The organism is Desulfitobacterium sp. THU1, from assembly GCF_038181555.1.
Taxonomy (GTDB): Bacteria; Bacillota; Desulfitobacteriia; order Desulfitobacteriales; family Desulfitobacteriaceae; genus Desulfitobacterium.
Map to the genome: position 1 here is coordinate 20,725 of NZ_JBBWUA010000007.1, position 13,369 is coordinate 34,093.

Consider the following 13,369-nt stretch of genomic DNA (forward strand, 5'->3'; position numbering starts at 1 on the left):
CAATTTTAAGGGAGGAAAAATAATGAAAAGGGGAAGCATCCTGAAGTTAACAGCAGCTATGTTGCTGATTATCATCGCAGTCGTATTCTCAGTCAAACCCCTTACAGATTCGGAAAAAGGGATTTCGTTGGGACTTGACTTACGCGGGGGAGTTCATCTCGTCTTACAAGCTGTAGCAGGTCCGGACGGGGCAGAAATTACTACTGAAGATATGGACAAAGCTAAAAGCATTATTGAAAGACGTGTCAATGAAATGGGCCTTTCCGAGCCTGTCGTGCAGGCTGATTTAGCTAAGAAACGTATCATTGTTGACTTGGCCGGAGTCCAGGATCCAGATAAAGCTGTGGAAACCTTGAAAACCACAGCTAAGCTAACTTTCAAAGACCCTCAGGGTAATGTTGTGATTGAAGGAGCCGATTTGAAGGATGCCCGCGCGGGGCAGGGTCAATCGGGTAATGTTGTTCACCTTACTTTTACTCCGGAAGGGACCAAGAAGTTTGCCGAAGCGACCTCAAGAAGTCTCGGTCAACAGATTGGAATCTACTTGGATGATCAACTTTTGCAAAATCCCAGAGTCGAAAGTGCCATAACAAATGGACAAGCTGAGATTACTGGATATAGCTCTCTGGAAGAAGCAGCGGAATATGCAGTATTGCTTCGTTCCGGCGCACTGCCAGTGAGTTTAACGATTGAAGAGAAACGCACCGTGGGAGCTACTCTTGGGGTAGATTCCCTTAATAAAAGTATTGATGCCGGTATTGCTGCTTTAGGCTTTATTATTTTATTTATGTTGGTCTTATATCGCTTACCGGGGTTGGTTGCTAATATTTCTCTCGTTGTCTTTACTCTGATTGTGCTCTGGGCATTAAAAGGATTTGGAGCAGTACTTACTTTACCGGGAATCGCGGGGATGATTCTATCTATAGGAATGACAGTGGACTTAAACATTATCATTTATGAAAGAATCAAAGAAGAGATTCAATTAGGAAAATCCTTGCGTGCAGCAGTGGAGGCAGGCTTTAGTCGTGCTTTCCTGACAGTCTTTGACTCGAACATCACCACCTTATTTGCAGCTGCTACCCTATTTTTCTTAGGAACAAGCTCTATCAAGGGCTTTGCCATTACTTTGGCGATTGGTATTTTTGCCAGCTTATTTACGGCAATCACCTTTACCCGCATGATTTTGCGTTGGATTGTAGGTGTAAATCCCCGTATGAGTACTGCTTGGTTTGGGGTCAAGCCTGAGAATAAGGATTCTGAGACGAAAGCTAAGGCATCTACTCCAGCAGCTCATGCGGCAACCTATGACGAAGTCAAGAATTCCATACCTTTCTACTTTAATGTAGTTAAGCGGCGTAATATATGGTTTGCCATCTCGCTCATCTTGATTTCGGTCAGTATCGGTTCCTTGTTTGTTAGAAACCTGAATCTGGGCGTGGACTTCACGGGTGGTACCATGATGGATGTGAAATTCAATCAACAGGTTACCCAAGAGGATGTTACTGCGGCTATGGACTCAGTAGGTCTGGAAGGAAGCGTCCAACTTTCTGATAATGATACAACTGCTCTGATTCGTACCTCGGCCTTAGAAGGGAACCAGCGTAACGAACTACTTTCGGCGCTGCAAACGAATGTGGGCGATTATGACAAAGAAACCCTAAAGGAAGACCTTGTCGGACCGGCTATTGGTGAAGAGTTAACCAATAACGCCTTTTTATCCTTGGCCATCGCCGCGGTCCTCATGTTGATTTATATTGCTTTCCGTTTCCAATTTGCGTATGCAGTATCAGGAATTTTGGCCTTGCTGCACGACGTTATCATCACCGTGGGGGTATTCTCTCTTTTCCAATGGGAAGTAGATTCCACCTTTGTGGCGGCCATCTTGACCATCTTCGGTTATTCCATCAACGATACCGTGGTTATTTTTGACCGGATCAGAGAAAATGAACCGCGTCTGAAACGAAACGATAGCTACGAGGATATGGTGGATAAATCCATCTGGCAGATGATGGGACGTTCCATTAAGACGGCTTTAACTGTGATTATTTCGCTCCTCGCTTTACTGATTTTCGGCGGAGAGTCGACTCAAGGCTTCGCTTTAGCTATGCTCATCGGTTGTTTAGCAGGTGCCTATTCCTCAATCTTTAATGCCAGCCAAATCTTGGTTGAAATTAAGAAGAGAATAACATCCAAACGCGGTGGCAATCCGTCTCGCGCCAAAGCCTAAGCTATGGATGGAATCAATAATTATTTAAACTGAGGTATTTCATAACCTAATGTAATCCATGACCTAACGTATAATAATGTAACTCTAGAAATTCCGGGCTCGACCCGGAATTTCTTTTAATGATTTTTTATAAGAATATAATTTTTCAATATTTATTTAATATTATAGGTGCATTTTTTGCGGTCCTGTACTATAATACATTCTAAACAGATATAAAGGAGGAGTGGGCGTATGAGGATGTCAGGAGCTCGAGCAGTGATTGAATGCTTGAAGCAAGAAGATGTGGATATCGTATTTGGATATCCGGGAGGGGCGGTCTTGACGCTATATGATGCGCTTTATGAGACCCAATTTCCTCACATCCTTACTCGACATGAGCAAGGTGCAGTGCATGCTGCCGATGGATATGCACGATCCACTGGAAAAGTAGGAGTATGTATTGCTACTTCAGGACCGGGAGCAACGAATTTGATTACGGGTATTGCTACAGCTTATATGGATTCGATTCCGATGGTGGCAATCACGGGTCAGGTGGCAGTGTCTTATATTGGCCGCGATTCATTTCAGGAAGCAGATGTCACCGGGATTACCACCCCGATCACAAAGCACAACTACCTGGTTAAAGACGTTCATGATTTGGCGAGAGTATTTAAAGAGGCTTTTCATATTGCCCGGACAGGTCGACCTGGACCGGTGCTCATTGATATTGCCAAAGATGTTTTTGCCAAAGAAATAGATTTTCACTACCCAGATACGGTTAATTTAAGAGGATACAAACCGCTCTTTGAGGGAGACTCTCGGGTGATTGCTCAAGTGGCAGAGGAGCTAGCTAAGGCGCAAAGACCGCTGGTTTTTGTGGGCGGAGGGGTAAATCTCGCCGATATTTCACCGGCCTTAAGTGAATTTGTGGAGTATACGAATATTCCTGTCATTACGAGTCTGATGGGGTTAGGGTGTATTCCGGATCGACATCCCCAGAATTTCGGCATGGTCGGCATGCACGGGACGTATGCTGCTAATATGGCTACCACCCATGCGGATTTGTTGATCGGTCTGGGAGTACGCTTTGATGATCGGGTCACAGGTTTGGTCGCTGATTTTGCCTCCAAAGCCAAGGTGATTCATTTTGATATCGACCCGGCGGAAATCAATAAAAATATTATTGCCAATATACGGGTTGTAGGAGATTTGAAGTGGTCTATCCCTGCTATGCTAACGAAGGTTAAAGAACGCACAGCCGATGCTTGGAAAGCCTTAAACCCTGAGTGGAAAGCACAACTTAATGAATGGCGGGAAATGAATCCACTCACCTATACGCCACGTGAAGGGGTCGTATTGCCTCAACAACTGATTGAAAGCGTCAGCCAACATGCCGACAGTGATGCAGTGGTGGTGACTGATGTTGGCCAGCATCAGATGTGGGCAAGCCAATTCTATGAGTTTAGACAACCCCGCACCCTGCTCACATCAGGTGGTCTGGGGACCATGGGGTATGGACTACCTGCGGCCTTAGGTGCTCAGGTGGGTTGCCCCGGACGCCAAATTTTGCTGTTTACCGGTGATGGTGGTTTTATGATGAACTGTCAAGAATTATCGGCCTTAGCGGATTTAGAGTTACCGGTCAAGGTGTTTATTCTCAATAATCAGGTTCTGGGCATGGTCGCTCAGTGGCAACGGATGTTCTACAATGGCCATTATTCTCATTCCACCCTTAAAGGTCATACAGATTTTGTGAAACTCGCCGAAGCCATGGGTGTGACGGGACTGCGGGTTACCCAACCCCAAGAGGTTGAGGGGGCAATTCAAAAGGCTTTGGCGATCAAAGGACCTGTAGTCGTGGATGTTCGAATTCCTGAGGACGAAAATGTTTTGCCAATGGTTCCGGCAGGAGGACGACTTGACCAAATGATTATGGGAGGGTGAGAGATTATGAGACACACTTTGGCCGTATTGGTTGAGAATCGCCCCGGGGTATTAACCCATATCTCGGGATTGATCAGCCGGAGGGCGTTTAATATCGAAAGCATAGCTGCGGGTTATACGGAAGAACCGGATACGACACGCATTACTGTGGTGGTTCAAGCAGATGAGCTCGAGTTGGAGCAGGTGGTTAACCAACTCTCCAAGCTCGTCGATGTTATTAAGATTACGAATCTAACAGAAACGGATTCCATTCAGAGAGAATTAGCCATGATCAAGGTTAAAGCCAGCAGCGAGACCCGCTCGGATGTCGTGGATATCGTGGATATCTTCCGGGCCAAGATCGTCGATGTGAATAGGGAAACCATGGTCATCGAATTAACAGGGGAAGAAACCAAGATTGATGCTCTCTGTGAAGTTCTTAAGGATTATGGGATTATCGAGATTGTGCGAACCGGAAAGGTTGCTTTATCTCGTGGACCTATCCCAGCAAAAAATGTATAAATCCAAAAGCGGTGCACCCCGAAGCTATGGTTCGAGGGTGCGCCGCTTTTGCTATAGGCTATTATCTATGTAGTTGTCGTGTTGAGCATGTTGCCTTTGCAGGGGGAATTAACCACCACGGAGAATATAAAGGCATATAAGGTTGTCTTAATTTTACGCAAGATATATCCTCTGAGGGAGCTGAAGATATGAGTACAAGAATAAGGGTTAGAAAAGGTGTATTTTGTTTAGTCTTAGCCTTTTCTTTTCTGGCGGCACTAATTACTTCAGGATGTTCTTTGGGTCAAAGTAATCCACCCCACTCTTCGCAAGAATCTGTTGTGAATGAGGTTTTAAAACCGGAACAAAATAATACTTCAAACCAAGTTGAGGCCGAAAATCACAACGCTAACCTAGGTAGTAGCGAAGATAGCCTGAGCACTAGTGGAGATAGTCCAAGCTCTCGTGAAGCTAAACCGAGTTCCGAGATAATTACCCCAGAGATTCCCCTACAGGACCCAGATCCACAAGGAGTTCTGGAAGAACCTACAGCAGCAGTCATTGCTGAAGCCATTCCGGTTCTTTATTACCACTCTATAGCCTACGAGGCGGGTAATGAGTTGCGCATTCCTCCGCAAGAATTTGAAACGCATATGCAGCTGCTTTATGACAATGGCTATGAGAGCGTCAGCTTAGATGAGCTTTATCATTATTTCTACGAGGATGGTGTTTTACCGGAAAAACCCATTGTTATCACATTTGATGATGGTTATGAAGATAATTATACTCACGCCTTTCCTATCGCAGATAAGTTCGGTTATCATGGCACGATCTTTATGGTAACCGACTGGATCGATGGCGCAGGATATCTAAAGCGGGAACAACTACTGGAAATGAGTCAAGCCGGTTGGCAGATAGGAAGCCATACCAAAAGCCATCCCTATTTGAATAGCATTTCTACTGAGCAGATCAAGGAAGAGCTCTCAAGTTCAAAAAAGATTCTCGAAGATCTCCTTGGCACGGCGGTCAACTTCTTTGCTTATCCATATGGAATCAATAATCCGACAATTATTGAACAGTCTAAAGAAGCCGGGTATACAATGGGGCTAACCATTGAACGGGGATGGGCGGTTGAAGAGGACCCTTTCCGCCTCCAGAGGATTTATTGCTATGCAAATATGGGCTTGGCTGAATTGAAAAGAAGAATTGAAAATCCTAACTATTAGTACGCACTTATCTCGTAGGCGGTATCCTGAGAGTTGATAAAAGCCTGTCCCAGAATAGACAACGTTGTCTAATCTGGGACAGGCTTATTTTTTCACTTCCTTGGATGTGAGCTTTAAAGTCAACAAATGCGAGAGCGGTGCTGACCTAGTTAAGATGAGTTTTATTAATTTATACTTCGTAATGACCTTAGCTTGGTGGTGAGGAAAAATGACCAATAATATCGGTGGACATCTCACAATTTTTTACAATGGTCATATCTTGTAACATAACCAGATATTACCAATCCGAAAGGAGGAAAATAAAATGGCATTTGGAGCAGGTGGATGCGGTCCTAACTATCTACAAGGCATCGCTGTAGTTGTAGTCATCATTCTCTTATTGATTGCAATGGGTATTGTATTCTAATTTAAATTATTGAAATAAAAGGAGGGTACTTTATGTACGGTTTAGGTTTTGGAGGAACACCCGGTTTTGGAGCAGGTGCAGGTTATGGACAATGCTGTGGTCAAGGTGTAGGTTGGGGTGTTGGCGTCGGAATTATCTCTATCGCTGTCTTGATTCTTATCGCCTTAGGAGTCATCTTCAACTAAACAAGAACACTTTAACGGATTACCAAAATATAGATAATTAGTATCCCTTAAGTTCAAGGGTGAAATTTAAGGAGGGTAATACTATGCATGGAACTAATTGGGGCGCCGGAATCGCTATCGTTGTTGTAATCATCTTATTGCTCATCGCCATGGGAATAGTATTCTAAACTGTGCTTGGTAGAAAATAAATAGTTCTGGGGGTGGCTTCATGTACGGTTATGGTGGCTATTGTCGTGTAGGAAGCAGTATTGGTGCAGGGATTATCGCAATTGCAATTTTGATTCTGCTAGCTTTAGGAGTAATCTTCAACTAAGCTTCTCCGACGGGCCTTCTCGATTGAGAGGGCCTTTTTATTTTCTTCGCGATGATCGGAGGGAAACTCCTTGATGAATGCCGTGAAAATTGCATGAATAATAAAAACCGTTGGAACGAGCCAACGGTTCAGATGGAAATACATATAATGAGGCTGCTTACAGAAGAGATAGAATCGAAGAAAGATTACCACCACCAACGACGACGATATCGTATCCCAAACCAAGGAAAACCAAATCCAAAGCCCCACCAGGGGAAACCCCAACCCCACATAGTACAATTCCTCCTTTGTATAAATAGTTTTTCTCATTCCCAATATATACTATGCAATAGGATGGTATTTGACAATTAATGGATTGTGGGTTTTAATTTGGTTTATTTGGACTGCTACAGGAAATACTAGATCATGATGTGTGTTGAAAGGGGGATGGGCTTTGGCTTTTGTAATTCTAGTCTTCTTGGAATGGCTGCTGTTGTTGGCGGCAACTATGATTTTCATAGGCGGAATTAGAGGAGCATTAGTAGCGACACTTATTATGAGTGGAATCCTTTGGTATACACATCCTACTGATTTTTGGTTGTGGGAAATCCTCTTTTTAGGTGGAGTCGGAATAAGTATAGGGATTCTACTCTATTTCGTCGAAAAGGCGGGGCAAAGCAATATTGTAGCTGGTTTAGCGGGGGGTATTGCTAGCCTTGTTGTTTTTGGAGCTTTTATCACGCCACTACTGGCTATCCTGGCCTGGGCGCTGGTTGTAGGTGTCGGCTTAATTCCTAAGATAAAATTTAAGGAAGTGGCTTGGGGATTCTCGCCCGTTCTCTGGCGTGCAGTGATGGGAATATTGTGTATCGTTGTTGGTAATATCCTTATCTAAAAATCGATCATGTCAAAAAAGGTCAATTTGTCCTCCATGGGTGCGTGCACAGAGCGGAACAGATAAGGTATAATGGTGCCTATGGAGGTAGAGTATGACGAAAAAGATATGGACAAGGCCACAACCCCTGCCAAGGACTAATGAGGGGAACCATACAATCTCCCAACGTTTAGGAATATCCGCTGTAGTTACAGATATATTGAAGCAACGTGGAATTGAGACAGAGGAGCAGATACTCGAATTTTTGAGACCTTCCTTGCTGAACCTCCACTCCCCCTTCGCTTTTCGCGAGATGGCTCAGGCCGTCGAACGTTTAGAGCGCGCGCGGAGCGGGGAGGAGAAGGTCCTCATCTATGGAGATTATGATGTGGACGGGGTAACCAGCACAACCTTGCTCTATAAGGTGTTAACGAATTGCGGCCTAAAAGCTGTTGCTTATATTCCCAGTCGCATGGATGAAGGCTATGGCTTACATAAGGAAGCTATATTAAAAGCTTCACAAGCCGACGTAAAGGTAATTATTACTGTGGATTGTGGCATTACCGCGGTGGAAGAGGTCGATTATGCCAAGACCTTAGGAATAGACATCATACTTACCGACCATCATGAACCCCCCGCTATTTTGCCAGGGGCTTATGCGACCCTCAATCCGAAAATCCCGGACTCTGGGTATCCCTTTCGCGATTTGGCGGGAGTAGGAGTGGCCTTTAAATTAGCACAGGCCTTGTTGGAGTCATTACAACTGGGTGAAACGGATGCATACGCAGTCCTTGAAGTTATGGATTTAGTAGCGTTAGGAACGATTGCGGACCTTGTCCCCTTAGTGGGAGAGAACAGGATTATTGTAGCCTATGGCTTACGCCAGATGGAACATACGATCCATCTGGGTTTACAGACTCTACTTGAAGAGTGCGGGTTGTGGAATAAACCACTGAAGGCTGGGCAAATAGCCTTTATGGTCGCCCCACGAATCAATGCCGCTGGGCGCATGGATAGTGCCCGTGCTGGACTGGAGCTGCTGCTTACTGGGCATGAAGAGCGAGCCCAAGAATTAGCAAGGTTCTTAAGTCGTGAAAACTCCCTGCGTCAAGACACGGAAAAGGAAATTGTCGCTGAGGCAATAGAGATTTTAGAAAAGTCCCCTGTCCCTCGGGTTATCGTGTTAGCGGCGGAGAACTGGCATCATGGAGTAATAGGTATCGTCGCTTCACGCTTAGTTGAACGCTATTATCGACCTGTTTTTATTATTTCCGAGGAGGAAGAGTTGGGCAAAGGCTCAGCCCGCGGAATCGGTGGCTATCACGTTCTGGATGAACTTAGAGATCAAGAACAACTTCTTGAGAAGTTTGGTGGACATAGTCAAGCCGCTGGTTTTTCACTAAAGAGGGAAAATATACCCTTGCTACGTGAGGCCCTGAATCGTTCGGCAGAGAAGTTGCCGGAAGAATTGTTTTATGAACGCCTTCGTGTGGATCAAAGCCTCCCCTTGGAAGCCATAGATGCCTCATTGCTACGTGAACTGGAACATCTTGCGCCCTTTGGCTTTGGCAACCCTAACCCGGTGCTCGCCGGCGAGGATTATACACTGTATCAGGCAGACACAGTGGGCAAAGACCAGGCTCATCTAAAATGCAGCTTTGGTCCCCATGGAGAATGGGAAGGTATTGCCTTCCGTAAAGGGGAGGAAATAGCGAAGATTATCAATTCCCCAACAGTGGACGTTGCTTTTGGCTTGGAATGGAATACGTTCCGGGGCGTACAGTGCATTCAATTGATGATAAAAGATATTTTGCCCAAGGCGACTTGGTATGAAAATGATCAACAGCAAAGGGCTCTTCAAGAAATTGCCGTAGGATCTGCCGAGAATCTTGGGGAAAAGGTACTTGCTCAGGACCTTGAAGTTTTGGATTGGCGAGAGAAAAATCGGGAAGAATGGATGCAAGCCCTTGAAGGATGGGAAAAACCAGTCAATATTTGGGATAGTACGGGGATAAGCCCTTATTGGCGAGAGAAGAGTCCAGAAGCCCGTTGGGTGATGGTTCTAGGGGTCCCCTCATCCTGGCAAGAGGTCTACGAGTGTATTTCTCAGCAAGGTGGACAGGAGATCCAGGGATGCATTTTTGCCCAAAGTAGCGTCGATGATGACCTGCTGCAAAAGCGTACGGATTATTTATCCAGAGAAAACCTTGTCCAAATCTACAGAGTGTTATATGATTTGGCTATTAAGAAAAATCCGTTTTCTTGGCAGATGCAAGATCTGCCCCTCTGGCAAGCTCGAGCGGCCTTGAAAGTATTTGAAGAGCTAGGTTTACTGCGCTGCTTACGTTATAAAGATCAAAAAGTGGATTTGGAATGGATACCTGCAACGCAAAAGCTGAATTTAGAGTCGTCATTGCGTTTTCGTACTGCTAAAAGATGCTGGGAGGATGCGAAGGCCTTTAGTGTAGACTATAGAACATTAGCTTGGCCTGAATTTAGGCAAAAGCTAGATAAGGGCCAACGCAACTGAGTCACAATACAGCTAAGGAAAAGGAAAGGTGTGAAAATAGTGGATTTTGACCAGTATATTCGCGTTATTGAGGATTTTCCCAAACCTGGTATTTCCTTTAAAGATATCACGACCCTTTTAAAGGATGGAGAAGCTTATCGGGCAGCTATTGATGCCATCGTTGAGCAAGTAAAAGGATATCAACCGGATCTCATTGTGGGACCGGAAGCACGCGGTTTTTTGTTGGGAGCTCCAGTAGCCTATGCCTTAGGAATTGGCTTTGTACCCGTGCGTAAGCCGGGAAAACTCCCCGGCCAAACGGTCAGCGAAACCTATGAACTCGAATATGGTTGTGATACCTTAGAAGTTCATGCAGATGCCCTAAGGGCAGGACAAAGGGTGGCTATTGTGGATGATTTACTAGCAACCGGCGGGACGACATCAGCTACTGCCCGCCTGATCGAAAAGACAGGAGCTCAAGTCGTCAGCATGGGTTTCTTAATCGAACTTGGTTTTCTGGAAGGCCGTAAAAAATTGCAAGGCTATGATATTTTTTCCTTGCTGAATTATTAAGAAGAAGGGGCACAAGAGAGGAGCAGTGTGATGTCGATAGGCGAGCTCATGGAAAAATTACATAAAGCATCTCCGGAAGGGATTAAGCTTATTGAGAAGGCTTATTCCTTTGCTGAAGAAGCACACCGTGGGCAGCTTCGCAATTCTGGAGAAGAATATATTCAGCATCCTCTGGAAGTGGCCAAGATTTTATTGGAACTAGAATTGGATGAGGCAACGATTGCAGCGGCTTTCCTCCATGATGTGGTGGAGGACACCAAGTATTCTGTAGAGGATATCGAAAAGGAGTTTGGCTCCCAAGTGGCCTTATTGGTGGATGGGGTCACAAAATTAGGACGAATCGAGTATAAGAGTAAGGAAGAGCTTCAAGTCGAGAACCTTCGTAAGATGTTCCTAGCCATGGCTAAGGATATACGGGTTATCTTGATCAAATTAGCGGATCGCCTGCACAATATGCGTACGTTAAAATACCATTCTGAGAAGAAACAGAAAGAGATTGCTCAAGAGACCATAGAAATCTTTGCCCCACTGGCTAATCGCCTAGGTATATTTAGAATCAAATGGGAGCTGGAGGATTTATCCTTCCGCTACCTGAAACCCCAAGAGTACTATGACTTATCCGAAGGAATCGCTTTAAAACGAGCCGAACGGGAGGTCCAGATCAATGAGGTTATTACTCAGCTGCGTAGCCGTTTGTCAGAGGTAGGGATTCGGGCGGATATATCTGGGCGTCCTAAACATTTTTATAGTATTTATCGCAAAATGATCAATCAACATAAAGAATTAAGTGAGATTTATGATTTAACAGCCGTTAGGGTTATCGTCGATTCTGTCAATGATTGTTATGGAGCTTTAGGAATTATTCATACGTTATGGAAACCTTTGCCGGGTCGGTTTAAGGATTATATTGCCATGCCTAAACCTAACATGTATCAATCGCTCCACACCACCTTGGTGGGGGCACATGGCGAACCCTTTGAAATCCAAATCAGAACTTGGGAAATGCATCGTACTGCTGAATATGGTATTGCTGCACACTGGAAATACAAAGAGGGCCCAGGCAGACCCACAGGCGGGAATTTTGAACAAAAGCTTTCCTGGTTACGGCAGCTTCTTGAGTGGCAGCATGATTCACGGGATGCCGGCGAATTTATGGAGTCCCTGAAGATTGACCTCTTTGCCGATACGGTGTTTGTATTTACCCCAAAAGGGGATGTGGTCGAGCTCCCGGCAGGATCCTGTCCGGTGGATTTTGCTTATCGGGTTCATACGGATGTTGGGCATCGCTGCGTAGGTGCTAAGATTAATAGCCGGATTGTTCCCTTGGAGACCAAGCTAACTAATGGCGATATTGTTGAGATTCTCACCTCAAAGCAGAGCAATGGACCGAGTAGGGATTGGCTGTCCTTTGTCAAGACCTCCCAAGCAAAAAACCGGATTCGGGGCTGGTTTAAGAAAGAAAAACGGGAAGAGAATGTGGTGCGTGGACGCGAAGGAATTGAACGCGAAGTACGCAAGCTTGGTCTTGACCCCACTCAGGCTCTCCGCCCGGAAGTACTTCTCAAGATTGCCAAATCCTATAATATCACGAATTTAGATGATCTCTACGCCGCTATGGGAGATGGCGCGATTACGATCAATAAGGTCCTCATGCGCTTGCGGGAGGATTTTACTAAGGAAGAACGGGAAAGGATACAATTGGAAGCCCTGCAACAGGGAGATGGCAAATCGGCCCGGGATTCCAGTAGCTATGGTAAAGCTAGTCAGGGAGTACGAGTTAAAGGGGTCGACAATATTTTGGTCCGTTTTTCCCGTTGTTGTAACCCTTTGCCCGGGGATGATATCGTGGGTTACATCACTCGGGGCAGAGGAGTCTCCATTCATCGACGAGAATGTGATAATATCAAACATCATTCTCCGGAGGAACAAGCCCGGATGGTCGAAGTGATTTGGGATACGGACGTCGAGTCTATCTATCCGGTAGATTTGGAGATCTTCGCCTTGGATAGACCGCGGTTAGTAACGGATGTGATGAATGCGGTTTTAGAGACACGAACCAGTATTTTAGCGATTAATGCCCGTGTCGGTAAAGATAAAATTACCCATATCCAACTGAGTATCGAGATTCGCAATCTGGGGCATTTGTATAATGTCATACAGAAGATTCGACGAATCAAAGATATTAGCTCTGTGGAGCGGGTGCATTTAGGGGGGCGCTAATTTGCGTAGTGTAGTTCAGCGAGTGACCCAGGCCTCCGTAACCGTTGATGGAGAGGTCGTCGGCAAAATTAGCGCCGGATTGCTGATTTTTTTCGGGGTGGGACAGAGCGACCAGGAGTCAGATCTGGAATGGCTGGTCGATAAGATCGTCGGTCTGAGGATCTTTGAGGATGAGGATGGGAAAATGAATCGCTCGATTTCGGATGTGGGCGGTGAAATCCTCATGGTTTCCCAATTTACACTCTATGGTGATTGCCGTAAGGGTAGACGCCCCAGCTTTTCAAGCGCAGCCCCTCCAGAGGTAGCGAAGGTCTTATTTGATCAGGCTGTGGATAAATTACGAGGGTATGGAATTCAGGTGGCCACGGGAATCTTTCAAGCAGAGATGAAGGTAGAGTTGGTCAATGATGGACCCGTAACAATGCTTTTAGATAGCGAGAAGAATTTTTAGGGG

General features: G+C 45.4%; 11 protein-coding genes. 10 read left to right on the forward strand and 1 reads right to left on the reverse strand.

All coding sequences use genetic code 11. From position 1 onward, the window contains the following. The first annotated feature begins 22 nt into the window (after positions 1–22). The 5 genes from secD to AAC978_RS07905 all read left to right on the forward strand — a co-directional run bounded on the left by secD (position 23) and on the right by AAC978_RS07905 (position 6,447). On the forward strand, positions 23–2,227 hold the full coding sequence (gene secD / locus AAC978_RS07885; protein WP_341547499.1) for a protein translocase subunit SecD: 2,205 nt from the start codon (positions 23–25) through the stop codon (positions 2,225–2,227). 231 nt (positions 2,228–2,458) lie between these two features. Further along, positions 2,459–4,150: a biosynthetic-type acetolactate synthase large subunit gene (gene ilvB / locus AAC978_RS07890; RefSeq protein ID WP_341547500.1), complete on the forward strand. Its 1,692-nt coding sequence runs from the start codon at positions 2,459–2,461 to the stop codon at positions 4,148–4,150. Positions 4,151–4,156: 6 nt separating this feature from the next. Further along, positions 4,157–4,651 carry an acetolactate synthase small subunit gene (gene ilvN / locus AAC978_RS07895; protein ID WP_341547501.1) on the forward strand — a complete coding sequence of 165 codons (495 nt, stop codon included), beginning with the start codon at positions 4,157–4,159 and terminating at the stop codon, positions 4,649–4,651. A gap of 188 nt (positions 4,652–4,839) precedes the next feature. Beyond that, complete coding sequence (locus AAC978_RS07900; RefSeq protein WP_341547502.1) at positions 4,840–5,856, forward strand: polysaccharide deacetylase family protein; 1,017 nt, start codon at positions 4,840–4,842, stop codon at positions 5,854–5,856. Between the two features lie 438 nt (positions 5,857–6,294). Continuing rightward, entirely contained in the window at positions 6,295–6,447 is a 153-nt protein-coding gene (locus tag AAC978_RS07905) for a hypothetical protein (protein ID WP_341547503.1), read from the forward strand. A gap of 292 nt (positions 6,448–6,739) precedes the next feature. On the opposite strand, the gene AAC978_RS07910 is transcribed toward AAC978_RS07905, so the two are convergent. Beyond that, a complete protein-coding gene (locus AAC978_RS07910) occupies positions 6,740–7,030 on the reverse strand; it encodes a hypothetical protein (RefSeq protein ID WP_341547504.1) in 291 nt (96 codons plus the stop codon). Between the two features lie 163 nt (positions 7,031–7,193). Between AAC978_RS07910 and AAC978_RS07915 the strand changes: the two genes are divergently transcribed. The 5 genes from AAC978_RS07915 to dtd all read left to right on the forward strand — a co-directional run bounded on the left by AAC978_RS07915 (position 7,194) and on the right by dtd (position 13,366). After that, a complete protein-coding gene (locus tag AAC978_RS07915; protein WP_341547505.1) occupies positions 7,194–7,634 on the forward strand; it encodes a hypothetical protein in 441 nt (146 codons plus the stop codon). Positions 7,635–7,728: 94 nt separating this feature from the next. Further along, entirely contained in the window at positions 7,729–10,143 is a 2,415-nt protein-coding gene (recJ, locus tag AAC978_RS07920) for a single-stranded-DNA-specific exonuclease RecJ (protein ID WP_341547506.1), read from the forward strand. 30 nt (positions 10,144–10,173) lie between these two features. After that, complete coding sequence (locus AAC978_RS07925) at positions 10,174–10,695, forward strand: adenine phosphoribosyltransferase (RefSeq protein ID WP_341547507.1); 522 nt, start codon at positions 10,174–10,176, stop codon at positions 10,693–10,695. A gap of 30 nt (positions 10,696–10,725) precedes the next feature. Further along, positions 10,726–12,915, forward strand: a complete 2,190-nt coding sequence (locus AAC978_RS07930) for a RelA/SpoT family protein (protein WP_341547508.1) — start codon at positions 10,726–10,728, stop codon at positions 12,913–12,915. Between the two features lies 1 nt (position 12,916). Further along, the gene (gene dtd, locus AAC978_RS07935) at positions 12,917–13,366 is read left to right on the forward strand and encodes a D-aminoacyl-tRNA deacylase (protein WP_341547509.1); all 450 of its coding nucleotides are present in this window, start codon (positions 12,917–12,919) and stop codon (positions 13,364–13,366) included. The last annotated feature ends 3 nt before the right edge of the window (positions 13,367–13,369 follow it).